This is a genomic window from Klebsiella sp. CN_Kp106, from assembly GCF_040064575.1.
Lineage (GTDB): Bacteria > Pseudomonadota > Gammaproteobacteria > Enterobacterales > Enterobacteriaceae > Klebsiella > Klebsiella michiganensis.
This window is the reverse complement of the sequence record NZ_JBEAIG010000046.1, coordinates 13,870-38,659: the sequence shown is the minus strand read 5'-3', so window position 1 is coordinate 38,659 and position 24,790 is coordinate 13,870. Positions and strand designations below refer to the sequence as shown.

General features: G+C 55.1%; 22 protein-coding genes. 13 read left to right on the top strand and 9 right to left on the bottom strand.

Annotated elements, in window-relative coordinates:
* Positions 1 to 113: 113 nt before the first annotated feature.
* A complete protein-coding gene (locus ABLU96_RS13100; RefSeq protein WP_064406183.1) occupies positions 114 to 359 on the bottom strand; it encodes a hypothetical protein in 246 nt (81 codons plus the stop codon).
* A 179-nt stretch (positions 360 to 538) separates the two neighbouring features.
* On the opposite strand from ABLU96_RS13100, the gene ABLU96_RS13095 reads away from it, so the two are divergent.
* The 7 genes from ABLU96_RS13095 (at position 539) to ABLU96_RS13065 (ending at position 8,054) form a co-directional block, all read left to right on the top strand.
* Positions 539 to 3,142, top strand: a complete 2,604-nt coding sequence (locus tag ABLU96_RS13095; RefSeq protein WP_064378070.1) for a sigma 54-interacting transcriptional regulator — start codon at positions 539 to 541, stop codon at positions 3,140 to 3,142.
* Positions 3,143 to 3,314: 172 nt separating this feature from the next.
* Positions 3,315 to 3,797, top strand: a complete 483-nt coding sequence (locus tag ABLU96_RS13090) for a PTS fructose transporter subunit IIA (protein WP_014837007.1) — start codon at positions 3,315 to 3,317, stop codon at positions 3,795 to 3,797.
* Entirely contained in the window at positions 3,794 to 4,972 is a 1,179-nt protein-coding gene (locus tag ABLU96_RS13085; RefSeq protein WP_064406181.1) for a glycoside hydrolase family 88 protein, read from the top strand. Before ABLU96_RS13090 ends, ABLU96_RS13085 begins: the two co-directional genes overlap by 4 nt.
* Before the next feature lie 13 nt (positions 4,973 to 4,985).
* Entirely contained in the window at positions 4,986 to 5,483 is a 498-nt protein-coding gene (locus ABLU96_RS13080) for a PTS sugar transporter subunit IIB (RefSeq protein WP_064406178.1), read from the top strand.
* Positions 5,484 to 5,494: 11 nt separating this feature from the next.
* Complete coding sequence (locus ABLU96_RS13075; protein ID WP_047722776.1) at positions 5,495 to 6,298, top strand: PTS sugar transporter subunit IIC; 804 nt, start codon at positions 5,495 to 5,497, stop codon at positions 6,296 to 6,298.
* Positions 6,291 to 7,133: a PTS system mannose/fructose/sorbose family transporter subunit IID gene (locus ABLU96_RS13070; RefSeq protein WP_014837003.1), complete on the top strand. Its 843-nt coding sequence runs from the start codon at positions 6,291 to 6,293 to the stop codon at positions 7,131 to 7,133. Before ABLU96_RS13075 ends, ABLU96_RS13070 begins: the two co-directional genes overlap by 8 nt.
* Before the next feature lie 222 nt (positions 7,134 to 7,355).
* Entirely contained in the window at positions 7,356 to 8,054 is a 699-nt protein-coding gene (locus ABLU96_RS13065) for an oligogalacturonate-specific porin KdgM family protein (protein WP_064406175.1), read from the top strand.
* A 46-nt stretch (positions 8,055 to 8,100) separates the two neighbouring features.
* On the opposite strand, the gene ABLU96_RS13060 is transcribed toward ABLU96_RS13065, so the two are convergent.
* The 3 genes from ABLU96_RS13060 to fdhD form a co-directional block, all read right to left on the bottom strand.
* Positions 8,101 to 9,612 (bottom strand): glycoside hydrolase 43 family protein, encoded by a 1,512-nt coding sequence (locus ABLU96_RS13060; protein ID WP_064406173.1) that lies wholly within the window; start codon positions 9,610 to 9,612, stop codon positions 8,101 to 8,103.
* A 145-nt stretch (positions 9,613 to 9,757) separates the two neighbouring features.
* Positions 9,758 to 9,970 (bottom strand): YdgH/BhsA/McbA-like domain containing protein, encoded by a 213-nt coding sequence (locus tag ABLU96_RS13055; RefSeq protein WP_004127125.1) that lies wholly within the window; start codon positions 9,968 to 9,970, stop codon positions 9,758 to 9,760.
* A gap of 128 nt (positions 9,971 to 10,098) precedes the next feature.
* Positions 10,099 to 10,935, bottom strand: coding sequence for a formate dehydrogenase accessory sulfurtransferase FdhD (fdhD, locus tag ABLU96_RS13050; protein ID WP_025106528.1), 837 nt, complete (start codon positions 10,933 to 10,935; stop codon positions 10,099 to 10,101).
* A 156-nt stretch (positions 10,936 to 11,091) separates the two neighbouring features.
* Here fdhD and fdnG point away from each other — a divergent pair, with 156 nt between their 5' ends.
* The 5 genes from fdnG to ABLU96_RS13025 all read left to right on the top strand — a co-directional run bounded on the left by fdnG (position 11,092) and on the right by ABLU96_RS13025 (position 18,075).
* The gene (gene fdnG / locus ABLU96_RS13045; protein WP_014837000.1) at positions 11,092 to 14,142 is read left to right on the top strand and encodes a formate dehydrogenase-N subunit alpha; all 3,051 of its coding nucleotides are present in this window, start codon (positions 11,092 to 11,094) and stop codon (positions 14,140 to 14,142) included.
* Between the two features lie 12 nt (positions 14,143 to 14,154).
* Positions 14,155 to 15,057 (top strand): formate dehydrogenase subunit beta, encoded by a 903-nt coding sequence (gene fdxH / locus ABLU96_RS13040; protein WP_014227375.1) that lies wholly within the window; start codon positions 14,155 to 14,157, stop codon positions 15,055 to 15,057.
* Positions 15,054 to 15,689 (top strand): formate dehydrogenase cytochrome b556 subunit, encoded by a 636-nt coding sequence (gene fdoI, locus ABLU96_RS13035; protein WP_004107380.1) that lies wholly within the window; start codon positions 15,054 to 15,056, stop codon positions 15,687 to 15,689. Before fdxH ends, fdoI begins: the two co-directional genes overlap by 4 nt.
* 342 nt (positions 15,690 to 16,031) lie before the next feature.
* Entirely contained in the window at positions 16,032 to 16,961 is a 930-nt protein-coding gene (gene fdhE, locus ABLU96_RS13030; protein WP_004132861.1) for a formate dehydrogenase accessory protein FdhE, read from the top strand.
* A 196-nt stretch (positions 16,962 to 17,157) separates the two neighbouring features.
* Complete coding sequence (locus tag ABLU96_RS13025) at positions 17,158 to 18,075, top strand: alpha/beta hydrolase (protein ID WP_064406171.1); 918 nt, start codon at positions 17,158 to 17,160, stop codon at positions 18,073 to 18,075.
* 17 nt (positions 18,076 to 18,092) lie between these two features.
* Here the strand turns inward: ABLU96_RS13025 and fabY are convergent, their stop codons facing one another.
* The 5 genes from fabY to typA form a co-directional block, all read right to left on the bottom strand.
* Positions 18,093 to 19,034 carry a fatty acid biosynthesis protein FabY gene (fabY, locus tag ABLU96_RS13020; RefSeq protein WP_009652900.1) on the bottom strand — a complete coding sequence of 314 codons (942 nt, stop codon included), beginning with the start codon at positions 19,032 to 19,034 and terminating at the stop codon, positions 18,093 to 18,095.
* Positions 19,035 to 19,078: 44 nt separating this feature from the next.
* Positions 19,079 to 19,516 carry a D-aminoacyl-tRNA deacylase gene (gene dtd, locus ABLU96_RS13015; protein ID WP_014227372.1) on the bottom strand — a complete coding sequence of 146 codons (438 nt, stop codon included), beginning with the start codon at positions 19,514 to 19,516 and terminating at the stop codon, positions 19,079 to 19,081.
* The gene (locus ABLU96_RS13010; protein ID WP_004127107.1) at positions 19,513 to 20,373 is read right to left on the bottom strand and encodes a virulence factor BrkB family protein; all 861 of its coding nucleotides are present in this window, start codon (positions 20,371 to 20,373) and stop codon (positions 19,513 to 19,515) included. The genes dtd and ABLU96_RS13010 overlap by 4 nt, the downstream gene beginning before the upstream one ends.
* Positions 20,367 to 20,966, bottom strand: coding sequence for a glucose-1-phosphatase (gene yihX, locus ABLU96_RS13005; RefSeq protein ID WP_004127106.1), 600 nt, complete (start codon positions 20,964 to 20,966; stop codon positions 20,367 to 20,369). The genes ABLU96_RS13010 and yihX overlap by 7 nt, the downstream gene beginning before the upstream one ends.
* 133 nt (positions 20,967 to 21,099) lie before the next feature.
* On the bottom strand, positions 21,100 to 22,923 hold the full coding sequence (typA, locus tag ABLU96_RS13000; RefSeq protein ID WP_004127103.1) for a ribosome-dependent GTPase TypA: 1,824 nt from the start codon (positions 22,921 to 22,923) through the stop codon (positions 21,100 to 21,102).
* A 378-nt stretch (positions 22,924 to 23,301) separates the two neighbouring features.
* Here typA and glnA point away from each other — a divergent pair, with 378 nt between their 5' ends.
* Positions 23,302 to 24,711, top strand: a complete 1,410-nt coding sequence (gene glnA, locus ABLU96_RS12995; RefSeq protein ID WP_004127100.1) for a glutamate--ammonia ligase — start codon at positions 23,302 to 23,304, stop codon at positions 24,709 to 24,711.
* Positions 24,712 to 24,790 lie beyond the last annotated feature (79 nt).

Genomic DNA, 24,790 nt, shown 5'->3' with positions numbered 1-24,790 from the left:
CGTTGCTTTGCTTGCCCACATTTTTCCCTGAGTTCAAGACCGTTATTTGCAATAGAGATCACAATATGCTGATAAATTCCTCCGAGCCTAATATTGACAGTGGGTTTATTTCCTCATTTTTTGTGATGCATATCTCTTTTATAAAATGAGATCGCCTTAACAATTATCTTTTTATTTTCTTTAAGATCATTAAGTTGCTTGAAGCGATAATTGCGCGGGTGGGCTGCCTGTTTTCTCCCATAAACCCAGCGATGATGAAAAGACAGAAATGTGATAAATAGCGCATTTTTTTGCGTCAGGAAGGTCCACGGCTCGCGTATCACGCGGTTCGGGCAATAGCGCTCTTCTGGCGTTCGCAAGAGCGTCGCCTGCTTTTACATCCTATAAAATCTGTGGCGATCTCCATCACATTCTAATCAAAACATGGTTTCATTTTTATCTAATGCCGTAGAAAGTACTCAGTGTCTAATAAAAGCAGTAGTGTCTAGTGTCGAAATTAAATCGACGCTATTTTCTACTCTATCCGGGGCATTGAAGAATGGCGCTGTCGGCAAAAGAAAAATTATTCCAGAAAATAGTCACCCACTACGCACGGAAGCCCGCAGGATTCACGGCTCAGGACTGTGCGGACTTTATGCAGGTTAACCGCAGCGTTATCAGCCATTACCTCAACAGGCTGTGCGATGACGGTTACCTGCGTAAAGAAAACACCCGTCCGGTGCGCTTCTATGTGCAGCAAAACGGTGGGGAAAAGACTCAGCCATCTCGCATAGTGTCGAAAAAGCACGACGCCTTTCAGCCGCTGATTGGCGCGCACGGGAGCCTGGCCGACGCCGTCGCGCTGTGCCGCTCGGCGGTGGACTATCCCGGTGACGGTTTGCCTGTCCTGCTCTCCGGGGAGAGCGGCGTCGGCAAAAGCCATCTGGCGATGCTGATTTATCAGTACGCTCTCGAGCGCGGGGTTATCGCAGCGGACAAACCCTTCGTTGAGCTTAACTGCGCCGATTACGCCAACAATCCGGAGCTGCTTTCGGCAACCCTTTTCGGCTATACCCGCGGCGCTTTCACCGGCGCTGACCGCGAGAAACGCGGCGCCTTTGATGACGCCGATGGCGGATTTCTGTTTCTCGATGAAGTGCATCGTCTCTCGGCAGAGAACCAGGAAAAGCTGTTTCTGTTTATGGATAAAGGGTATTTCTACCGTCTTGGCGATAACCGTACGCGCCATCCGGCGTCGCTGCGCTTTATCTTCGCCACCACGGAAAATATCGATACCGTCCTGCTTAACACCTTCCGTCGCCGCATCCCGGTGCGCGTCACGCTGCCCAACTATATTTCGCGCCCGCTGACCGAGCGCGTCGCTCAGGTCAGCCACTTTTTGCAGCAGGAAGCTCGCAGCCTGCGTCGGGATATCCATCTCGATAATCAGCTGATGCATCAGTTGGTCACCTCCCCGGTGCGCGGCAATATTGGCGAGTTAAAAAATCAGATTAAAGTGATGTGCGCCAGCGCCTGGAGCGAGAATCGTGAGGCTGACGTCATCACGCTACGCGGCCCCGCGTCCGGCGGCGAAATAATCCGTATTGCCGCCAGCGCGCATGAAGATACGCTGAATGTCAGCCAGCTGCTGCCCAAAGCGATGCGCGATGAGGTGATTTTTCGCGACTTTTGCCACAGCGGTAACGTGCTGTTGCTGAATCGCAAAGTAGAACAGCTGCTGACTACCGTCAGCGGCGCGGTCTCCGCCGAGTCGCTGTACAGCGGCTATATCTGGCAGAACACCGTTCACGCGCTGGAGGAGCTGGAGAGCCTGACCGGCGTCTCCTGTCACCCGGAGATCCGCAAGGCGGTCTGGCTCTGCCTGAGCTATGCGCTGCATGCTCCGGAGGAGGCGCTCGACCCAGGCGAACTGCAAACCATTTCCGATTATGTTTCCGCTAAGGCACGGCTGCTGGCCGAAGAGTGCCTCGCTTTGCTGAGCAAACATGTCACCCGGCAGCCGCTCCCCCTGCTTCAGCCGCTGCTAAGCTGCGCTTTTCACACCCTCGCCGGCGAAGACGATCCGATTCAGGGCATTATCGTGTCCCACGGTCGCGCCACGGCGTCGAGCATCGCCGGGATCGCCAATCAGCTGACCGGCGGCTACTACTTTAAAGCCTTCGACATGGCGAACGCGACGTCCACCAGAGAGATCATCGACCTGCTGATTGCCCACGTTTCCCGCCTTAAACAAGGCGCGGGGCTGATTATTCTGGTGGATATGGGGTCGCTAAAAGAGATCTACGAAGAGATTAAACTCCACCTGCACGGCGAACTGTTGGTTATCAACAACGTCAGTACAGCCATGGCGCTGGATATTGCGGCCAAAATTCAGGATAAGCTGTCAATGGAGGCGATTATTGAGAGCGCCAAAGGCGCGTATGAGGTGGAAACGCGCTACTACGCGGGCGTGTTGCCGGGCAATAAAATCATTATCTCCTGTATCTCCGGCGAAGGGATCTCCCGCAAGCTGAAGGATATCGTTCAGCGCTTCCTGGCACAGGAGGAGATCGACATTATTACGATGGAGTATGACGACCTGAAGTGGAAAATCGCCCACGCCGACCCGGCACTGAACGGCACGCGGTTGATCATTACCACCACCGATCTGGAAGCCGGGTATATTCCGCTACTTAGCGTAGAGCAGCTGATTAAAGAAAAGACGCGGGTGTTAAAACGCGACTACTTCAACGGGCTGCTGATGGAAGGCGGCCTGGAGCCCATGATTGATGAAGTGGTCAAGCTGTTTACCGTCGAAGGCGTCGCCAGTCGCCTTAACTTCCTCAATCCGGTGGTGATTATTGATGAAGTCGAAGCGGTCATTAAGCAGTATGAAGCCTTCTACAAAATCCATTTTGAAAGCTATCTGCGCATCAATCTGTTTATGCATATCGCCTTGATGATCGAGCGGGTAATGGTCAACAACGGCGTGCGCCACCGGGAAGAGGCGGAGCTGACGCTGGCGCAGCAGGCGTTTGTCGCCGTCCACGACACCTTTTTCCAGGCCCTGAACCGCAAATACAATATCACCTTGCCGCTTACCGAAGTGCTGATGATTTATGAAATCATGGAGCCGTGGATCGCCTTTGACCCCGACCATTAACCCCCGTGCCAGCGTCGGCTGGCAAACCTGTCGACACTGAATAAATTGCCCATTCAACACTGCAAAAAGCGTCCAAAAAACCGTTTTTATCCTTTAAAAACATATAAATAAAAATATGGCACGCTGATTGCTATTTCTTTTTCAGATACCTGAAAAGATGAAGGAATATGCAATGCGAGAGATGTACATCGCAACCCATGGCCGCTACGCAGAAGGGATAGTGTCGGCATTAAATCTGCTGATTGGCGACGACCATGGCGTCACGCCCGTCTGCGCCTACTGCGGTGAAATTGAGTCAACGGCTGAACTGGCCATCCGCTTTGACGCTATCGCCCGGCAGGCGGCCGGTCGCGGCAATGAGCTGGTGCTGTTTACCGATATGCCCGGCGGGAGCGTCAACAATACCGCCGTACAGATGATGGTCAAATATCCCCACGCACACGTCATCAGCGGCGCCAGCCTGATTATGCTGATGGAGTTTTGCATGTCGGAACACGTCGAAACCGCGCAGCGGCTTCAGGATGCCGTCGCCGCCGCCAGCGGGGCGATGCAGTACATGAATCAGCTGCCGGAAATCATCGCGGCGCGCCAGGCTGCGCAGCACAAAACGCAGGACAATATTGATGATTTTTTTGCCGAAGAGGGAAACCCGTGACTATCGCACTCGAAGCGCTTGATGCGCGCTATCTCTCGCCGCAGCCGAGGTTAAATCATACCTGGCTTAACGCGGCAATCGGCGAAGTGCTGACGCAGCTCGACGCCATGCTGCCGCGCTTTACGGCAACTTTTCCCGCCGCCAATGCGACACGGGGCCGCTATGAAAGCGTAGAGAAAGTCGACTGGACCGAGGGATTCTGGACCGGCATGCTGTGGCTCGCCTGGGAGGTCACCGGCGATGATAAATATCGGGCGGTGGCGGAAAGCCTGCTCGATAGCTTTGAAGAACGTCTCGATAAGCAGATTAAAGTGGATACCCACGACCTGGGCTTTCTCTATCTCCTCTCCTGCGTTAACGCCTGGAAGCTCACCGGCAACCTGCGCGCACGCGAACTCGCCCTGCGCGCGGCCGAGCTGCTCTATCGCCGCTTTAACGCCACGGCGGGCGTCATTCAGGCCTGGGGAGATTTAAACGACCCGGCGCGCCAGGGGCGGATGATCATCGACTGCAATCTCAATGTTCCGCTGCTATTTTGGGCCGCCAACGAAACCGGAAATCAACGGTGGCGTGAGGCCGCCAGCCGTCATCTGGCGCAGGCGGCACGCTATCTGGTGCGTGAAGACGCCTCTACTTTCCATACATTTTATATGGATGTTCATAGCGGCCAGCCGCTGCGCGGCGATACGCACCAGGGATTCAGCGACAGCTCCTGCTGGGCGCGCGGCCAGGCGTGGGGAATTTATGGTTTCGCGCTGGGATACGCCCACACCGGCGATGCCTGGCAGCCCGAGCTCTCCCGCCGCCTGGCGCACTATTTTCTTAACCGCTTACCGGAAGATTTTGTCTGCTACTGGGATCTGATTTTTACCGCCGAAGATAACCAGTACCGGGATACCTCTGCGGCGGCGATCGCGGCCTGCGGTCTGGCGGAACTGCTGAAGCTATTACCGCTCACCGACCCGCTGCGTCCGGCCTACGGCAACGCTATCGAACTGATGATGCGCAATTTACGCGAGCGCTACTTTGCCCACGCGCAGGAGGGCCTGCTGCGCGAAGGCGTTTATAACTTTGGCCGCAATATGGGCATTAACGAACCTAACCTCTGGGGCGATTACTTCTATTTCGAAGCCCTGGTTCGCCTTTCCCGCGTCTGGACACCCTACTTTTGCTAACTGGAGCTACACCATGATTTCTTTAGTACGTATTGACGATCGTTTAATCCACGGACAGGTTGCCGTGGTCTGGACCAAGCATCTGGGCGTGAACCGCATCCTGGTCGCCAATGACCAGATCGTGAATAACGAAGTGCAGAAAATGTCGCTGCGCATGGCGGCTCCCGATACCGCAAAGTGCGCCATTATGGCGGTGAAGGACGCGGGCGATGTGCTTAACGACCCGCGTTCGGAAGCCATGAAAATTATGGTGATCGTTAACAATGCCGCCGACGCCCGTCGGCTCGTCGAACAGGCGCCGGGGATAAAAACGCTGAACGTCGCTAACTTCGGGCGCATCACCGACAACCTGGCGGCGAAAAAGCGCATTAACGATACCGTCTACGTGACGCCGGAAGATGTGGCGGATTTCCACGCTATCGCCGACCGCGGCGTTGCCGTTGAATATCAGGTCCTGCCATCTCATCCGGTGAAAAACCTGATTGAGATGCTGGATAACGCCGCCAGTTAAGCGAGGTCGCTATGTTAACTTCCGCAATTCTTGTTGCTGTCATTATGTTTCTGGTGAAAACCGCCGACCATACGCTGGGTCAACCGCTGATTGAACGCCCGCTCATCTGCGGCGCGCTGGTGGGGTTGGTGCTGGGAGACCTGCAACAGGGCATTATTATCGGCGCCACGCTGGAGCTGATTTTCCTTGGCACCATCACCATCGGCGGCTCGGTTCCTGCCGACCTTGCGGTGGGGTCAGTACTGGCAACCGCTTTTACGATTCTAACCCACGCTGAGCCGCCGGTGGCCGTTGCGCTGGCGCTGCCTATCAGCCTGCTGGCGGTCTTTGTTTATCAGGTGCTGAAGCTGGTCTATACCGCTCTGGTTGAAAAATACGATGCGCTACTGGAACAGGGGCGTGACCGTGCGGCGCTGGGTTTGACGCTCGGTATGACCTTCTTTTACGGCATCCCCTTCGCCCTGATCGCCTTTTTTGGCGTGCTCTTCGGCACCGAGGTCATCCGCAGTCTGGTCGAGAGCATTCCGGGTACGGTCATGCGCGGCATGACGGCGGTTGGCGGCATTCTTCCGGCGCTTGGGTTCGCTATTCTGCTGAAGGCGCTGTGGAACCGTAACATCGCCGCCTTCTTCTTTATCGGTTTCGCGATGGCGGCCTATCTGCAATTGCCGATTATGGGGATTGCGATTATTGCAGCCTCGGTAGCGGTCTATCTGTGCTTTAACGAATTCAATCAGCTTAAGGCGAATAAACAAACGGCAACGGCGGCCGCGTCCGCCTCAGTTGACGATAAGGATGGGTTCTTCAATGACTGATATCCAGACACAAAGCGTTAGCGCTTACGCCGATGATAAAAGCGAGAAAAAGCTTTTTCGTCAGCTTTTTATCCGCCAGTTTCCGCTGCTGGGGTCGATGAACTTCACCCGTATGGAGGGATTAAGCTACGGCTGGGCGCTGGCGCCAATGCTGAAGAAAATCTACGCCAACGACCCGCACCGTTATCTTGAGTCGCTTAAGCGAAACAGCCAGTTCTTCAATACCAACCAGCATCTGGCGCCCTTTATTATGGGCCTGACGCTGTCGATGGAAAAAGAGAATGCCGCCAACCCGAACTTTGATACCTCCAGTATTAACGGCATCAAAGTGGCCTTAATGGGGCCATTTGCCGGGGTCGGTGATTCCTTCTTCTACGGCGTGCTGCGTATTATCGCCACCGGGATTGCCATTGGCCTGGCGTCGCAGGGTAATCCACTGGGGCCGCTGCTGTTCTTGCTGATTTACAATATTCCCAGCTATCTGCTGCGCTATTACGGCGGCGTCATGGGCTACCGTTTAGGCTCGAAGTATATCGCCGAAGCGACGCAGTCCGGGCTGCTGAGCTGTATCACCAAAGCCTCATCAATTATGGGATTAATGATGGTGGGGGCGATGAGCGCCAGCATGGTGAAGTTTACCACCACCTTTAAAACCACCATCGCCGGGCAGCCCTTTGTACTGCAGGAGATCCTCGACAAAATTTGCGTCGGGTTAATTCCTCTGCTTTTAGTTCTGGGCTGCCTGAAGCTGCTCAATAAAAAGGTCAGCCCCAATAAGGTGTTAATTATGCTGATTGTCTTCGGCTTTGCCGCTGCGGGTATTGGCATAATTTAACCCATCTCCTGGCTCCCTTTAATAAAAGGGAGCCGTCCTCTTACTCGTGATATGTATCGACGCAAATAAAAAATAAGTCAGTGTCGAATTAATGCCCAACACAAAAAAACAACATCATGTATTTTAAGGATTTTATATTCTGGCACAGCAATTGCTATTTAATAAGTGTCTTTTATTTCTCTTCAGAAATTATGGCACTTAATAAATCCTACAGGAATTAAAATGAAAACATTACGCACGCTATTGATCGGCATCCCGCTGTCCTGTTTTACGCTAAATACGCTTGCCGCGGCAACCTGGGTTGATAATCGCTACGCGCATACTACGGCTTCTGAGAAAAATCAGTATAAAATAGGCCTGGGTCATATATTTGATAATGGCGCCGGTGTTCTGGCCTCCGCCATGTACGACCTCGGACAAGATTTTAATCAAATGAAAAGCTCCTTTCAGGAGTTTGAAGGCTGGTATCCGATCCCGCTTAATGAAAAATGGACGCTGACGCCGGGCGGATTAACCGATATTGATAGTAAAGGAACGAAGCTGGCGCCTTATATCAGCCTCGATTATAAAATCAGTAAATCTTTAAGTTTTAGCAGCCGCTACCGCTATAACCATATGACCCATAAAGATCGCGATTACAACGGCTATATGGATTACAACGACAGCCATCAGTTCGACCTGTACCTTAATTACCAGGCGACTGAGAAACTGTGGCTTCAGTTCAACCCGGAGTTCTTCGTCAACACAAACGACTTCAATGCCTCTAACGGGCAGAAAACCCACTGGGAGCCAAGCATTATGGCGCGCTACCGCGTCGATAAACACTGGCTTCCCTATGCGGAAGTGGCCTGGCTCGATCAGGATCAGAATCATGACGATCAGGTGAGATTCCGCCTCGGCATTCGCTATTACTTCGATTAAACCCCGCAAGGGCAGCGAAGCTGCCCTTCTCATATCGCCGTCAGGCTTACTGCAAACGCACGATAAACGGTGAGAAAACGGCGCTGCCGCCGGCGTTTTCATGCGCGCCACGCGCGTAAATGCCCATACGCGCGCCGATCCATTTTCCCGCACCGGCGGAAAACGACGGCGTCACCTGCTGCCATTCACGCTGCGTAAACCGATAACGAAAGCGGACTATCCCGTCGTAGTCCACCCGGAACCCCAGCGCAATCTCGTTGCAACAGGCGATCGCCTCAAGTTCGATGGCTTCTTGATGCGTTTCACCGCGATCGTCTATCCATCCGTGGCACAGCGATAGATGAAGATTCGGCGCGCAGTACCTCACGCGCAGTGCGGCAAAGCGTTGGCCGTAAATCGCGACTCCCGCTTCATCGCCATCCTGAGAAAACATCGGATGAACCGCTGTCTGCACGTGAAAACGTTCAGCGGGAAATTTTTGTAGCAGCAATTGAGGTAAACGATACAGGCTGATATCGGAAGCGGTCGGCGCGCAGCGCAAGCGTAGCCCTTGCGCATGCGGCATTAGCCAGCGGCGCTGGGGGTTTGCCTGCCATTGCCATTGAAGGCCGGGCTGGCCGCACGGGAAATCGTCGCTGGTCTGCAAACAACATGGAGCAAGAGGCAGCGCGGGTAAGCGATGGAGGCTTACGGGCTGCCCCTTACCGTGATCGTCAAGGCGTTGCCCAATTTGCGGCCAGCCGTCAGCCCGCCAGCTCAGCGGCTGAAGATGCACTATGCGGCCGTACACGCCTTTATCCTGAAAGTGGAAAAACCAGTTTTCACCGTTCTCCAGTTCAACCCACGCCCCCTGATGAGGGCCATTTATCGGTGAATCTCCCTGATGCAGAACATCGCGACTTTGCCATGGACCAGATAGCCTCGGGGCGCGCATGACCGTTTGCCAGCCTCGCTTGACGCCTCCGGCTGGAGCGAATATCCAGTATTCGCCGTTGCGCTTATATAATTTGGGGCCTTCCAGAGTGGGATGCGAGGGCGTTCCGTCAACAACGATCCGGCCGTTATCCAACAGCCGGGATGCATCCGGCGCCATTTCAAAAATCTGCAGCTTGTTTTTCACCCCGCTGCGGCTGAAAGCGAAAGCGTGAATCAGCCAGGCTCGTCCATCATCGTCCCAGAACGGACAAGGGTCTATCCAGCCGGGGGAAGCGTTCAGGCAATAGGGTTCGCTCCACTCGCCTCGCGGATCCCGGGCGTGGGAAACAAAAATACCCTCGTCGGGCAAACTGTAGAAAACCCAGAACAGGCCCCCATGGAAACGAATGGAGGGCGCCCAAATCCCCTTTCCCGGCTGAACGCTATCGTATTCAGGCGAAGGCAGGCGTTTAACAATATGGTTAACGATTTGCCAGTGGATGAGATCGCGAGAGTGGAGAAGCGGTAAGCCGGGCAATTGATGGAAACTGGAAGCCACCATCCAGAAATCATCGCCTGTGCGAATGACATCGGGATCGGCGTAATCGGCATGAATCACGGGGTTTTGATAGAACAGCGGCATAGTGGGGGACCTTTTATTGTCGACTGTTCGTCGTGTTGCAATAAGCGGACCACCGGATAAAAAGACTTAATTAACAATAAAATAAGCATACCTTCAGACACAAAAAAAGCGCCCCCTGGGCGCTCTTTCGACAGTAGCTTTACGCTTATTTATTCAGTTCCGCAGTCATGTGCACGCGGTTACCGGTAAACGCTTCGGTAATTTTGTAAGATGAAGCGCCAGCGGCCTGGGCCTGAGCGGCGATTTTCGCTTCCGCACCGTCCATCGTTGCGGCGGTCGCGGTCACGGTTTCCGCAGCGAAAGAACCAAAAGAAGCGGCCAGAGCGATAACTGCGACAAAAGTTTTGATGCTTTTCATGATATAAACCCTTTACGTTAGTTGTTTGAATAAGGCGCCGTGCCTTGATGTGATAAATAGTAGCCCTCACATCGCCAAACAAAAAGCGGAAGGATTTGTTGTCATCATTCAAAAAAACTGACTTAAATTTAACCCGCGATTAACCGCTGCGGATGCGTGTAAACGGTCGCCCTGCCCGGCTTGCAGAATCCCACCAGCGTCAGGTTGCAGCGCTCGGCGACGTCAACCGCCAGCGTGGTCGCGGCAGAGACCGCAAAGAGGATTTCCACCCCGCACATGGCCGCCTTCTGCACCATTTCATAGCTGGCGCGGCTGGAGACCAGCGCCGCGCCGTTCTGCCAGGCGCCTTCTGATTCCGCGCGGTGTCCCAGGAGCTTGTCCAGCGCCACGTGGCGACCCACGTCTTCATGGCCGCCCGCGAGCTCGCCGGAAGGACTTACCCAGGCCGCGGCGTGAGTACAGCCGGTAAGGCGGCCTATCGGCTGAAAATCATGCAGGTGAGCCAGCGCGCGATCGAGATTCGCCAGATCGAACGTCTGGGTAAAGGGCAGCGGCTGCACGGGCTTCCCGATATCGTTGAGCTGCTCAACGCCGCATACGCCGCATCCGGTGCGTCCGGCCAGCGCGCGACGGCGCTCTTTCAGCCCCATAAAGCGGCGGCTGGAGAGTTCGATTTGCACTTCCAGGCCGTTACAGGCCTGAACGACGTCCATACCATAAATCTCGCCCCGGTTTTCGATAATCCCTTCGGATAAGGAAAAGCCGACGGCGAACTGCGCCAGGTCTTTCGGCGTCGCCATCATCACCACGTGCGAGATGCCGTTATAAACCAGCGCAACGGGTACCTCTTCAGCTAACTCGTCTGGCTGAGGATGTTGCAAATTTTGGCGCTTCCAGAGCGACACCTGGCGATAACCTGTGATATCTGTCACATTTTCGATTTGTTCAAGAGGCTTCTTGTTCACTTTGTCTTAACCGTATTGGAACAGGCATACACACAATGTGGTATTCTGTTTATATCCCTTCGGGAACGAGGGAAATTACCCCCAATTCTGAACCTTTGCGGCCCTTACCGCAAAGCAAATAACTATACGTGACAATGTCGAAACAAGGAGCGAACCATGCAGGTCAGCAGAAGGCAGTTCTTTAAGATCTGCGCTGGCGGTATGGCAGGAACCACGGCAGCGGCGCTGGGCTTTGCGCCCGGTTTAGCACTCGCGGAAACACGGCAGTACAAGCTGCTGCGCACCCGCGAAACCCGTAACACCTGCACTTACTGTTCCGTTGGCTGCGGGCTGTTAATGTACAGCCTCGGCGACGGCGCAAAAAATGCCAAAGCGTCTATCTTCCATATCGAAGGTGACCCGGACCATCCGGTCAACCGTGGCGCGCTCTGCCCTAAAGGGGCCGGTCTGGTGGACTTTATCCATTCCGAAAGTCGCCTGAAATTTCCGGAATACCGTGCGCCAGGCTCTGATAAATGGCAGAAAATCAGCTGGGATGAAGCGTTCGATCGCATCGCTAAGCTGATGAAAGAGGACCGCGACGCCAACTTTGTCGCGCAGAATAGCGAAGGCACCACCGTCAACCGCTGGCTGACCACCGGTATGCTGTGCGCTTCCGCCTCCAGTAACGAAACCGGTTATTTAACCCAGAAATTTACCCGCGCGCTCGGTATGCTCGCGGTCGACAACCAGGCGCGCGTCTGACACGGACCAACGGTAGCAAGTCTTGCTCCAACATTTGGTCGCGGTGCGATGACCAACCACTGGGTCGACATCAAGAACGCCAATCTCGTCGTGGTGATGGGCGGCAACGCCGCTGAAGCTCACCCGGTTGGATTCCGCTGGGCGATGGAAGCCAAGATTCGCAACGGCGCGAAGCTGATTGTGATCGATCCGCGCTTTACGCGTACCGCGGCGGTAGCTGATTTCTATACCCCAATTCGTTCCGGTACTGACATTACCTTCCTGTCAGGCGTCATCCTGTACCTGTTGAACAACGAAAAAATTAACCGTGAATATACCGAGGCTTACACCAACGCCAGCCTGATCGTGCGTGAGGATTACAGCTTTGAAGACGGTCTGTTCAGCGGCTACGACGCCGAAGCCCGCAAGTACGATAAAACGTCCTGGAACTATGAGCTGGATGAAAACGGCTTTGCCAAACGCGATACCACGCTGCAGCATCCGCGCTGCGTCTGGAACCTGCTGAAGCAGCACGTTTCCCGCTATACGCCAGAAGTTGTCGAAAACATCTGCGGAACGCCAAAAGCTGACTTCCTCAAAGTCTGCGAGTACATCGCGGAAACCAGCGCGCACGATAAAACCGCCTCGTTCCTGTACGCGCTGGGCTGGACGCAGCACTCCATCGGCGCGCAGAACATCCGCACCATGGCGATGATCCAGCTGCTGCTCGGCAATATGGGCATGGCGGGCGGCGGCGTAAACGCCCTGCGCGGCCACTCCAATATTCAGGGTCTTACCGACCTGGGACTGCTTTCGCAGAGCCTGCCTGGCTATATGACGCTGCCGAGCGAGAAACAGACTGACCTGCAAACCTACCTCGCCGCCAACACGCCGAAACCGCTGTTGAAGGACCAGGTGAACTACTGGGGTAATTACCCGAAATTCTTCGTCTCCATGATGAAGGCCTTCTTTGGCGATAAAGCCACGGCGGAAAACAGCTGGGGCTTTGACTGGCTACCGAAGTGGGATAAGGGCTACGACGTCCTGCAATATTTCGAGATGATGAACCAGGGCAAAGTGAACGGCTATATCTGCCAGGGCTTCAACCCGGTAGCGTCGTTCCCGAACAAAAACAAGGTTGTCGCGTCGCTGTCGAAGCTTAAGTTCCTGGTGACCATCGACCCGCTCAACACCGAAACCTCCACCTTCTGGCAAAACCACGGGGAGTCGAACGACGTCGATCCGGCGAAAATCCAGACCGAAGTGTTCCGCCTGCCGTCCACCTGCTTCGCCGAAGAGAACGGTTCTATCGTTAACTCCGGCCGCTGGCTGCAGTGGCACTGGAAAGGCGCGGACGCCCCGGGGATTGCGACCACCGACGGTGAGATCCTCGCCGGTATCTTCTTACGCCTGCGCAAGATGTACGCCGAACAGGGCGGGCCGGCGCCGGAACCGGTGCTGAACATGACGTGGAACTACGCCACGCCGCATGAACCAGCGTCGGAAGAAGTAGCGATGGAGAGCAACGGCAAGGCGCTGGCAGACATTACCGACCCGGCAACCGGGGCGGTGATCGTCAAGAAAGGCCAGCAGCTCAGCTCGTTTGCGCAGCTGCGTGACGACGGCACGACTTCCAGCGGCTGCTGGATCTTCGCCGGTAGCTGGACGCCTGACGGCAACCAGATGGCGCGTCGCGATAACGCCGATCCATCGGGCCTCGGCAATACGCTGGGCTGGGCATGGGCGTGGCCGCTTAACCGCCGCATTCTGTATAACCGCGCCTCCGCGGACCCGCAGGGTAAACCGTGGGATCCGAAGCGCCAGCTCCTGAAATGGGACGGCGCGAAGTGGGGCGGCGTGGATATTCCAGACTACAGCGCCGCGGCGCCGGACAGCGATGTCGGGCCGTTTATCATGCAGCCGGAAGGGATGGGGCGTCTGTTCGCTATCGATAAAATGGCGGAAGGGCCGTTCCCGGAACACTACGAGCCGTTTGAAACGCCGCTGGGCACCAACCCGCTGCACCCGAACGTGGTCTCTAACCCGGCTGCTCGCGTCTTTAAAGGCGACCTTGAGCAGATGGGCAAAGCGGAGAAATTCCCTTACGTCGGTACCACTTACCGCCTGACCGAGCACTTCCACTACTGGACCAAGCACGCGCTGCTTAACGCTATCGCGCAGCCGGAACAGTTCGTGGAGATCGGCGAGAAGCTGGCGAACAAGCTCGGCATCGCCCATGGCGATACCGTGAAGGTCTCCTCTAACCGCGGCTATATCAAAGCCAAGGCGGTGGTGACCAAGCGTATTCGCACGCTGAAAGCGGACGGTAAGGATATCGATACTATCGGTATTCCGATTCACTGGGGCTACGAAGGCGTGGCGAAGAAAGGGTTTATCGCCAATACCCTGACGCCGTTTGTCGGTGATGCGAACACGCAGACGCCGGAGTTCAAGGCTTTCCTCGTGAACGTGGAAAAGGCGTAACGGAGACGAATTATGGCTTATCAATCGCAAGACATTATCCGTCGTTCCGCGACTAACGGCTTCACCCCCGCGCCCCGCGCGCGGGACCATCAGGAAGAGGTGGCGAAGCTTATCGACGTCACCACCTGTATCGGCTGTAAAGCCTGCCAGGTGGCCTGTTCCGAGTGGAACGACATCCGGGATGAAGTCGGTCACAACGTCGGGGTGTACGATAACCCCGCCGACCTGACCGCCAAATCCTGGACCGTGATGCGCTTCTCGGAAGTGGAGCAGAACGACAAACTGGAGTGGCTCATCCGTAAGGATGGCTGTATGCACTGCGCCGACCCGGGCTGCCTGAAGGCCTGCCCGGCGGAAGGGGCAATCATTCAGTACGCCAACGGCATCGTCGACTTCCAGTCCGAGCAGTGCATCGGCTGCGGCTACTGCATCGCCGGCTGCCCGTTCAACGTGCCGCGCCTGAACCCGGAAGATAACCGCGTCTACAAATGTACGCTGTGCGTGGACCGCGTTAACGTTGGCCAGGAGCCGGCGTGCGTGAAAACCTGCCCGACCGGCGCTATCCACTTTGGCTCCAAAGAGGATATGAAAACGCTGGCGGGCGAGCGCGTCGCCGAGCTGAAAACCCGCGGTTACGACAACGCGGGCCTGTACGATCCGGCAGGCGTTGGCGGCACGCACGTGATGTACGTGCTGCACCACGCCGACAAACCGAATCTGTACCACGGCCTGCCGGAGAACCCGGAAATCAGCGCCACGGTTAAGTTCTGGAAAGGGATCTGGAAGCCTCTCGCGGCGGTCGGCTTTGCGGCCACCTTCGCCGCCAGCATCTTCCACTACGTCGGCGTCGGTCCGAACCGCGCGGAAGAGGAAGAGGACAATCTGGATGAAGAGAAAGACGAGGTGCGCAAATGAAAAGACGTGACACCATCGTGCGCTACACCGCGCCGGAGCGAATCAACCACTGGGTCACCGCCTTCTGCTTCGTGCTGGCGGCGGTGAGCGGGCTGGGCTTTTTCTTCCCGTCCTTCAACTGGCTGATGCAAATCATGGGCACCCCGCAGCTGGCGCGTATTCTGCACCCGTTCGTGGGCGTGATTATGTTTGCTTCGTTCATCATCATGTTCTTCCGCTACTGGCACCACAACCTGATCAACCGGGACGATATTTTCTGGGCGAAAAATATTCGCAAGATTGTCGTCAACGAGGAGGTGGGCGACACCGGGCGCTATAACTTCGGCCAGAAATGCGTGTTCTGGGCGGCGATTATCTTCCTGGTGCTGCTGCTGGTGAGCGGCGTGATCATCTGGCGTCCGTACTTTGCGCCGGCCTTCTCCATCCCGGTTATCCGCTTCGCGCTGATGCTGCACTCCTTCTCTGCGGTGGCGCTGATTGTGGTGATCATGGTGCATATTTACGCTGCGCTGTGGGTGAAGGGCACCATTACCGCGATGGTGGAAGGCTGGGTCACGAAGACCTGGGCGAAGAAACATCACCCGCGCTGGTATCGTGAAGTCCGCGAAAAGCAGGATAAGCGCCAGTCGTAGGCCCGAGCGCGTTGTTCGTCTCTGAAATGGCGTCGTATATCGACGCCATTTTTTTGCGGATAACGCGCTGTTTTGACAACGTTAGCCAGAGTGCGCCGCAGGCGGGAGCGGCACGTTTCCCGTTTCGCTCAAGCCATGGCGCAGGGCAGCTAATCCTAACGGTGCATAGTCGGGGGTATCGATATCAGGTATCGTAGCGCACACATTGCGATGTCGTGGCTATATCCCGTATGCCGATTGCGGTTATCATTAATAACATCACCAGAGCGGGCGCATGATGCCCGCCAAATCGCAGAGCGGACGTGACCATCGCCGAATCTGCTGAAACCAGGAAGTGACTGAATGAGCATTCGTATCATCCCGCAAGATGAGCTGGAAAAGAGCGAGAAACGCGCGACGGATATGATCCCGCCGTTGTTGTTTCCCCGGCTCAAAAATTTATATAACCGTCGCGCCGAACGTCTGCGCGAACTGGCTGAAAATAATCCGCTGGGTGATTACCTGCGCTTTGCCGCGCTTATCGCCCACGCGCAGGAAGTGGTGCTGTACGACCATCCGCTGCAGATGGATCTCACCGCGCGCATCAAAGAAGCGAACGACCAGGGTAAACCGCCGCTGGATATCCACGTTTTGCCGCGCGATAAGCACTGGCACAAGCTGCTGCATTCGCTGATTGCCGAACTGAAGCCGGAGATGAGCGGCCCGGCGCTGGCGGTCATCGAGAATCTGGAAAAAGCCTCCGAGCAGGAGCTGGAACTGATGGCAAGCGCGCTGTTTGCGTCCGATTTTGCCTCTGTCAGCAGCGATAAAGCGCCGTTTATCTGGGCCGCGCTTTCGCTCTATTGGGCGCAGATGGCCAGCCTGATCCCCGGAAAGGCCCGCGCTGAATATGGTGAACAGCGTCAGTTCTGCCCGGTTTGCGGCTCGATGCCGGTCTCCAGCATGGTGCAAATTGGTACCACACAGGGCCTGCGCTATCTGCACTGCAACCTGTGCGAAACCGAATGGCACGTGGTGCGCGTGAAGTGCAGCAACTGCGAACAGACGCGCGATTTGCACTACTGGTCACTGGATAACGAGCAGTCGGCGATTAAAGCCGAAACCTGCGGCGACTGCGGTACCTACCTGAAGATTCTCTATCAGGAAAAAGACCCAAAAGTGGAGGCCGTAGCCGACGACCTCGCCTCGCTGGTACTGGACGCACGGATGGAACAAGAGGGCTTCGCCCGCAGCTCCATCAACCCGTTCCTGTTCCCTGGCGAAGGGGAATAACGGCAGGCATCATGTCGGGCGGCGCCTGCTGCCCGGCTCACCATTGATAATGGCGTAAACACTCCCGGTATGCCGGCAAAATCTTTGGTTTTGCGAGCCGCTTTCCAGAATCACTTCCCGACGAAAATCCCCGGTTTTCTTTTGCTCACAATCAGGCTATAACACTGTATATCCAAACAGCTTAAGGGAATGAAAAATGGCGCTTGAAAAGGGTATCGCAGAGCTGGTGCGGGAATTTATCGATGCGGGCCGCCCCTCATCGCGCGAACAGAATATTGATGACCGGAGACGCGGCTATCTCGCCAGTACGGTACTGGCTGGGGAACAGGAAAAGCGCGTTCAGGTAGAAGATATCGAGCTCGACGGCATGGCATTTCGCGTTGTCTCTCCCCTTAACGCTTCCGGCGCACTGCCTGCCATTATCTATTTCCACGGTGGCTGCTTTATCAGCGGCGGTTTCGCCACGCATGACCATCAGCTCCGCCAGCTGGCATACCACAGCGGCTGCCGCGTTATCGCCGTGCAATACCGGCTGGCGCCGGAGCATACTTTCCCTACCGCCCATGACGATGCGGAGAGAGGCGCGCTGATTATTCACCGCCGCGCGGAGCAGTTAGGCATCGACGCTTCCCGTATTACGCTGGCTGGCGACAGCGCCGGGGGACACCTGGCATTAGTGACCGCCCTGCGGCTCAAAACAGCACAGGCCTGGCAACCCGCGCAGCTGGTTTTGATTTACCCGATGCTGGACGCCACCGCCAGCATGAAGAGCTATATCGATAACGGTAAAGATTACATCATCACCGAAGATACCCTGCTCAGCGGCTATGAAATGTACCTTTCCGCGACGGCGCTCCACCATCCGGAAGCCAGCCCGCTGTGGCGTAAAGACTTTCACGGCTTACCGCCGGTGCATATTCTGACTGCGGAATACGACCCTCTGCGTGATGAAGGCGAAGCGCTTTACCAGCGCCTGCTTGAGCAGGGCGTTGACTGCACCTGTCAGCGTTATCTCGGGGTGATTCACGGCTTCTTTCAGCTGGGCGGCATCAGCCCGGCGGCAGGCAGCGCGATGAGAGATATCGCCTGGCGGGTTAAAACACCAGGCCGATAGTTAAGCGTAAAGGGAGACTACTCCTCTTCGTTACCGCCCTCTTCATAGGGGCCGAACGGTTTCGCGGGAAGAACAATATAGATACCCTCAAAAACCGCGCCCAGCCGCTCGTCGCCAAATAGCTCAACCTGCAGCTGAACGCGCGCTTTGCGGCCTCGCGCCAGCCGGTCAAGATCGCCGCTTAACGAGCCAAGATCGGCAACGGCGCTGGGGCGTCCGCTAATAGGCTGACTGTAGCGGATATGCGCATCGGCAAGAATAATTGTGCCGCCAAGATGCCGCTCACGCAGCATCAGCCAGATAAGCCCCCAGCCGGTTAACGTTGCCTGAGAAAACAGGCTGCCGGCGAACAGCGTATGGTGCGGGTTCTGGTTACCGGCTTCCGGCATGGTGGTGATAAACTTTTGCCCGGTATACTGCTGAATGCGCACGCCCATTTTCTCGCTGAGAGGGATGTGCTGATACCAGGCCTGCTGCAGCTGAGCGCACCAGTCGCCGCGATGTAAAATATCGTCCAGCGAGGCTATCGGCTTAATCATCAGAAAATGACGGATCGGCGTGGTCGTCGGCGTCGTGATTTCGCCCTGGTTCACAAAACCGAGCTTAGCGAAGAACTCCACTGCATCTTCGCGGGCGCTACAGGTCACGCGCTTAACGCCTTCCTGACGGGCGACGGACTCCAGCGTCATCGCCATCAGGGTTCCCAGCCCTTTATCCTGTACTGACGGATGGACGGCCATAAAACGGATAGAAGCTTCGTTTTCCGCATTCACATACAGCCGCCCGACGGCAACCAGATTGCCCTCTTCATCGACCACCATTTGATGGTGCGCCATCGCATCCCACGCATCGCGCTCGGACCCTTTCGGCTGATGCAGCGGCTTACGCAGCATCTCCCAGCGGAACTGGTAGTAGCTCTCTAACTCTTCTTCTGTTTGCGGTACACGAAGGTGATACATAGCTGTACTCTCTTTTGTTACCCGCAGCCTGCCCGGAAGCTGGCTCATACCTGCAACCAAAAGGTCACGGGACCATCATTCACCAGAGAAACCTGCATATCGGCAGCAAATCTCCCGGTCTGCGTATTCATTTGCTGCTGGCGGCAGCGCTCAACGAAATACTCGTACAGCGCTTCCGCTTTATCCGGTGCAGCCCCTTTCGAAAAACCAGGACGCATCCCGCGTTCGGTATCGGCTGCCAGCGTAAACTGCGAAACCACCAGCACGCTGCCGCCAGCCTGCTGCACGTTCAGATTCATTTTGCCTTCAGCATCGCTAAAAATACGGTATCCCAGCACGCGCTCGCACAGGCGGTTCGCCTTTTGCTCATCATCGTCTCTCTCGACGCCTAACAGCACCAGAAGCCCGGGGCCGATTTCGCCCGTCACTTCACCCTCCACGGTAACGCTAGCTCGGGATACGCGTTGAATTAATGCAATCATGATTGTTCTGTTTCTTCTTTTTTCAGTTTGCGGTATTCACCGAGAGTGACAGTAATTTCAGCGCCAAGCAAGACGATACACCACGTCCAGTACACCCAGACAAACAAAATAGGCACCACGGCAAGCACGCCATAAATCAGCTGATATGACGGGAAAGCGGTGATATATAAAGCAAAAGCTTTCTTACCCGCCTCAAAGAGCAGCGCCGCGACCAGGGAACCGATTATCGCATCGCGGTTACGCACCTCGGCCGTCGGCACAATGCTGTAAAGCAGCCAGAATGCCACCCAGGATAAAATAAGCGGAAAAATACGCAGCACATCGTCAATCACGCTATTCAGGTCGCTGGCCCAGCGTAACGACAGGAGATAGGAGCTGATCGCCAGGCTGGCCCCCGCCAGCAGCGGCCCCAGGGTAAGGATCATCCAATAAACCGCAAAGGAGTAGGTTTTGGGCCGGGTTCGGGTACTGCGCCAGATGGTGTTCAACGCGCTATCAATCGAATACATCAGCAGCAGCGATGTCACAATCAGGCCGAAAGCGCCCACGGCGGTCATCCGGCTGGAGTTGGCGACAAACTGCTCAATATAGCCCTGAATGACATCTCCGGTTGCCGGAATGAAATTGGCGAAAATAAAGTGGCGAATCTGAATACTGACATCAGAAAACATCGGAAATGCCGCGAACAGCGCGAACACGACGGCAATCAGCGGCACAAGGGAGAGTAACGACACGTAGGCAAGATTGCCTGCCAGGGTCGTCATATTATCTTCATCAATACGCCGCCATAACAGCTTTAGCCAGGCGACCAGCGGCCGCAGATGGCGCGTTGTTTTTTGATGAACGGTTTTTAGCATAGCTGTTTAGCAAAGTAGTTGGGGATGGTTTCCTTCCCGGTCACCAGAATACTGGTTATGCCCAGCTGGTTAGCCCCGGCGATATTGTCCGCGTTATCATCGAAGAAGACCGTATCGTCAGCGGCGAAACCTTCAGCGTCGAGGACGCTCTGATAGATCCGCGCTTCCGGTTTACGCATCCCCATCTCTTGAGAAAGATAGATATGATCAGCAACGGCGCGTATCTCAGGGTACTCATCCGGCCAGAAAGTCGTATGCAAACGGTTCGTGTTGGACAGAACCACAACGCGATGCCCCTGCTCGCGTAATTTTTGCATAATCGCGATAACCTCCGGGCGCAGGGCAACGAAAACCGCCTGCCAGCCGTGGGAGAACTGCTCGTAGCTTAGCGACATGTTCATTTCATGGCACATCGCCGCCGCAAAATCTTCGTCGCTGATTTCACCGCGCTCATGCTGGTGGAACGCTTCGCCCATGGTGAAATGCTGCTGCAGCGTCGCAAGGGGAATGCGCGTTAAATCACTCCACGTCCCGAGCACCCGGTTGAAGTCAATATCGACAATCACATTACCTAAATCAAAGATATAGAGCATGGTCCTCTCCTTTTGCACCGTGGAAAATTAACTGTAGCGGGAAAGGGGGAGTTTGACTACGGGCGGCAGGGCTTTGTACAAAAAAGAAACCCTGCCATTGAGGCAGGGTTCAGATAGCAGAAAGAAGCGTTAATTAATCTTCTTTCGCACCGCGCATCGCGCGTTTACGGTCGTTCTCGGTCAGGTGACGTTTACGGATACGGACAGAAGTCGGGGTGACTTCTACCAGTTCGTCGTCATCGATGAACTCCAGAGCCTGCTCCAGGGTCATCTTAACCGGCGGAACCAGAACCGTTGCTTCGTCAGTACCGGACGCACGCATGTTGGTCAGTTTCTTACCGGTCAGGCAGTTTACCGTCAGGTCGTTAGAACGACTGTGAATACCGATAATCTGGCCTTCGTAAACTTCTGCGCCGTGGCCCAGGAACAGCTTACCGCGATCCTGCAGGCTGAACAGTGCGAACGCAACCGCTTTACCCTGGCCGTTGGAGATCAGAACACCGTTCTGACGCTGACCCACATCACCCGCACGAACGTCGTCGTAGTGGCTGAAGGTGGAGTACAGCAGACCGGTACCGGAGGTCATGGTCATGAATTCTGAACGGAAGCCGATCAGACCACGGCTTGGGATCACGTAGTCGAGACGTACGCGGCCTTTGCCATCTGGATTCATGTTTTTCAGATCGCCTTTACGCTCACCCAGCGCCTGCATCACAGAACCCTGGTGCTGCTCTTCAACGTCCAGCGTGACGTTTTCGAACGGCTCTTGCTTACGGCCATCGATTTCGCGGAAGATAACTTTCGGACGGGAAACCGCCATTTCGAAACCTTCACGACGCATGTTCTCGATAAGAACGGACAGGTGCAGTTCACCACGGCCAGAAACGCGGAATGCGTCTGCATCCGGCGTTTCTTCAACGCGCAGCGCGACGTTATGTACCAGCTCTTTGTTCAGGCGGTCAAGGATCTGACGAGAGGTAACGTACTTACCTTCTTTACCACAGAACGGCGAGGTGTTAACGCAGAAGAACATAGAGACGGTCGGCTCATCAACGGACAGCGCCGGCAGCGCTTCAACATTCTGCGTATCGCAGATGGTGTCAGAGATGTTCAGTTCGCCCAGACCGGTGATCGCGATAATATCGCCAGCTTCTGCGACGTCGCTCTCGATACGCTCAAGGCCCAGATGGGTCAGAACTTTACCGACTTTACCGTTACGGGTTTTGCCTTCGCTATCAATGATAGTGACCTGCTGGTTCGGCTTCACTTTACCGCGCTTGATGCGGCCGATGCCGATGACGCCAACGTAGTTGTTGTAGTCCAGCTGGGAGATTTGCATCTGCAGCGGGCCATCAAGGTCAACGTTCGGCGCCGGTACGCGATCGACGATGGTTTGATACAGCGGCGTCATGTCTTCAGCCATATCTTCGTGATCCAGACCCGCGATACCGTTCAGCGCAGAAGCGTAAACGATAGGGAAGTCCAGCTGCTCGTCGGTAGCGTCGAGGTTAACGAACAGGTCGAATACCTGATCGACAACCCAGTCAGGACGCGCGCCCGGACGGTCAACTTTGTTGATAACAACAATTGGCTTCAGGCCATGAGCAAAGGCTTTTTTGGTCACGAAGCGCGTTTGCGGCATCGGACCATCCATTGCATCAACGACCAACAGAACGGAATCAACCATGGACATGACACGTTCAACTTCACCACCGAAGTCGGCGTGCCCTGGGGTATCAACGATGTTGATACGGTAGTCATTCCATTTGATAGCGGTGTTTTTAGCCAGGATGGTAATCCCGCGCTCTTTCTCCAAATCGTTGGAGTCCATCACTCGCTCTTGAGTTTCGGCACGCGCGTCGAACGTACCGGATTGCTGTAGCAGCTTATCAACCAGGGTAGTTTTACCATGGTCAACGTGCGCGATGATGGCGATATTACGCAAATTTTCGATCACAACTTTGCCTCAGGCATTAGAAATAGCGCGTTATTGTACACGGATTAATCGCAGTACAAAACAGGATCACAAACATCCTCCGCAAACAAGTATTGCAGAGATTCTTTGTGATCGCTTTCACGGAGCGTTAAAAGGGTTATTAAAGGTCAATTGCACCAAATAAGTGCCCAATGTTCACACAAATGCACTATATTGGTGCAATGCATTCATTTTGGTGCAGCCCTTTTGCACGATGATGTGCATGATAACGCCTTTTGGGGGCAATTTAAAAGTTGGCACAGATTTCGCTTTATATTTTTTAAGGCAACAACGCCACTTTTCGTAGTTAAAAAGTTTTCGTTTCCACGACGACAATGACCAATCCGGGAGAGTTTAAGTATGTCCGCTGAACACGTTTTGACGATGCTGAACGAGCATGAAGTGAAGTTTGTCGATCTGCGCTTCACCGATACCAAAGGTAAAGAACAGCACGTTACTATTCCTTCTCATCAGGTAAATGCCGAATTCTTCGAAGAAGGCAAAATGTTTGATGGCTCCTCGATTGGCGGCTGGAAAGGTATTAACGAATCCGACATGGTCCTGATGCCGGATGCAACTACCGCGCTGATCGATCCGTTCTATGAAGAACCGACGCTGATCATCCGCTGCGACATCCTGGAACCCGGCACGCTGCAAGGCTATGACCGTGACCCGCGCTCCATTGCTAAGCGCGCTGAAGAGTATCTGCGCTCTACCGGCCTGGCTGACACCGTACTGTTCGGGCCAGAACCAGAATTCTTCCTGTTCGACGACATCCGTTTTGGTGCGTCCATCTCCGGTTCCCACGTTGCTATCGATGATATCGAAGGCGCATGGAACTCCTCCACCAAATACGAAGGCGGCAACAAAGGCCACCGTCCGGGCGTGAAAGGCGGTTACTTCCCGGTTCCGCCGGTAGACTCCTCTCAGGATATCCGCTCCACCATGTGTATGATCATGGAAGAGATGGGCCTGGTTGTTGAAGCTCACCACCACGAAGTGGCGACTGCGGGTCAGAACGAAATCGCTACCCGCTTTAACACCATGACCAAAAAAGCGGACGAAATTCAGATTTACAAATACGTTGTGCACAACGTCGCACACCGTTTCGGCAAAACCGCGACCTTCATGCCAAAACCGATGTTTGGCGATAACGGTTCCGGTATGCACTGCCACATGTCCCTCTCCAAGAACGGCGTAAACCTGTTCTCTGGCGACAAATACGCAGGCCTGTCTGAACAAGCGCTGTACTACATCGGCGGCGTTATCAAACACGCTAAAGCGATTAATGCCCTGGCTAACCCGACCACCAACTCCTACAAGCGTCTGGTCCCGGGTTACGAAGCGCCGGTTATGCTGGCTTACTCTGCCCGTAACCGTTCCGCGTCTATCCGTATTCCGGTTGTCACCTCTCCGAAAGCGCGCCGTATCGAAGTTCGCTTCCCGGACCCGGCGGCTAACCCGTACCTGTGCTTCGCTGCGCTGCTGATGGCTGGCCTTGACGGTATCAAGAACAAAATCCATCCGGGCGAAGCCATGGATAAAAACCTGTACGATCTGCCGCCGGAAGAAGCGAAAGAGATCCCACAGGTTGCAGGTTCTCTGGAAGAAGCACTGAACGCGCTGGACGCAGACCGTGAATTCCTGACCGCCGGTGGCGTATTCACCAACGACGCTATCGATGCTTACATCGCCCTGCGTATTGAAGAAAACGACCGCGTACGTATGACTCCGCACCCGGTTGAGTTCGAGCTGTACTACAGCGTCTAATTTTGCTGTAAATCCGCGGTATTCCGTGTTGTGGCGTGGGATACCAAGGATGTTTTGTTGCCGTGGAAACTTTCAGCCC

Excerpts from the sequence above, each read along its gene's own strand:
- ABLU96_RS13095 (WP_064378070.1), top strand. The coding sequence starts at position 539 with ATGGCGCTGTCGGCAAAAGAAAAATTATTCCAGAAAATAGTCACCCAC.
- ABLU96_RS13090 (WP_014837007.1), top strand. The coding sequence starts at position 3,315 with ATGCGAGAGATGTACATCGCAACCCATGGCCGCTACGCAGAAGGGATA.
- ABLU96_RS13080 (WP_064406178.1), top strand. The coding sequence starts at position 4,986 with ATGATTTCTTTAGTACGTATTGACGATCGTTTAATCCACGGACAGGTT.
- ABLU96_RS13075 (WP_047722776.1), top strand. The coding sequence starts at position 5,495 with ATGTTAACTTCCGCAATTCTTGTTGCTGTCATTATGTTTCTGGTGAAA.
- ABLU96_RS13070 (WP_014837003.1), top strand. The coding sequence starts at position 6,291 with ATGACTGATATCCAGACACAAAGCGTTAGCGCTTACGCCGATGATAAA.
- ABLU96_RS13065 (WP_064406175.1), top strand. The coding sequence starts at position 7,356 with ATGAAAACATTACGCACGCTATTGATCGGCATCCCGCTGTCCTGTTTT.
- ABLU96_RS13060 (WP_064406173.1), bottom strand. The coding sequence starts at position 9,612 with ATGCCGCTGTTCTATCAAAACCCCGTGATTCATGCCGATTACGCCGAT.
- ABLU96_RS13055 (WP_004127125.1), bottom strand. The coding sequence starts at position 9,970 with ATGAAAAGCATCAAAACTTTTGTCGCAGTTATCGCTCTGGCCGCTTCT.
- fdxH (WP_014227375.1), top strand. The coding sequence starts at position 14,155 with ATGGCTTATCAATCGCAAGACATTATCCGTCGTTCCGCGACTAACGGC.
- fdoI (WP_004107380.1), top strand. The coding sequence starts at position 15,054 with ATGAAAAGACGTGACACCATCGTGCGCTACACCGCGCCGGAGCGAATC.
- fdhE (WP_004132861.1), top strand. The coding sequence starts at position 16,032 with ATGAGCATTCGTATCATCCCGCAAGATGAGCTGGAAAAGAGCGAGAAA.
- ABLU96_RS13025 (WP_064406171.1), top strand. The coding sequence starts at position 17,158 with ATGGCGCTTGAAAAGGGTATCGCAGAGCTGGTGCGGGAATTTATCGAT.
- fabY (WP_009652900.1), bottom strand. The coding sequence starts at position 19,034 with ATGTATCACCTTCGTGTACCGCAAACAGAAGAAGAGTTAGAGAGCTAC.
- dtd (WP_014227372.1), bottom strand. The coding sequence starts at position 19,516 with ATGATTGCATTAATTCAACGCGTATCCCGAGCTAGCGTTACCGTGGAG.
- ABLU96_RS13010 (WP_004127107.1), bottom strand. The coding sequence starts at position 20,373 with ATGCTAAAAACCGTTCATCAAAAAACAACGCGCCATCTGCGGCCGCTG.
- yihX (WP_004127106.1), bottom strand. The coding sequence starts at position 20,966 with ATGCTCTATATCTTTGATTTAGGTAATGTGATTGTCGATATTGACTTC.
- glnA (WP_004127100.1), top strand. The coding sequence starts at position 23,302 with ATGTCCGCTGAACACGTTTTGACGATGCTGAACGAGCATGAAGTGAAG.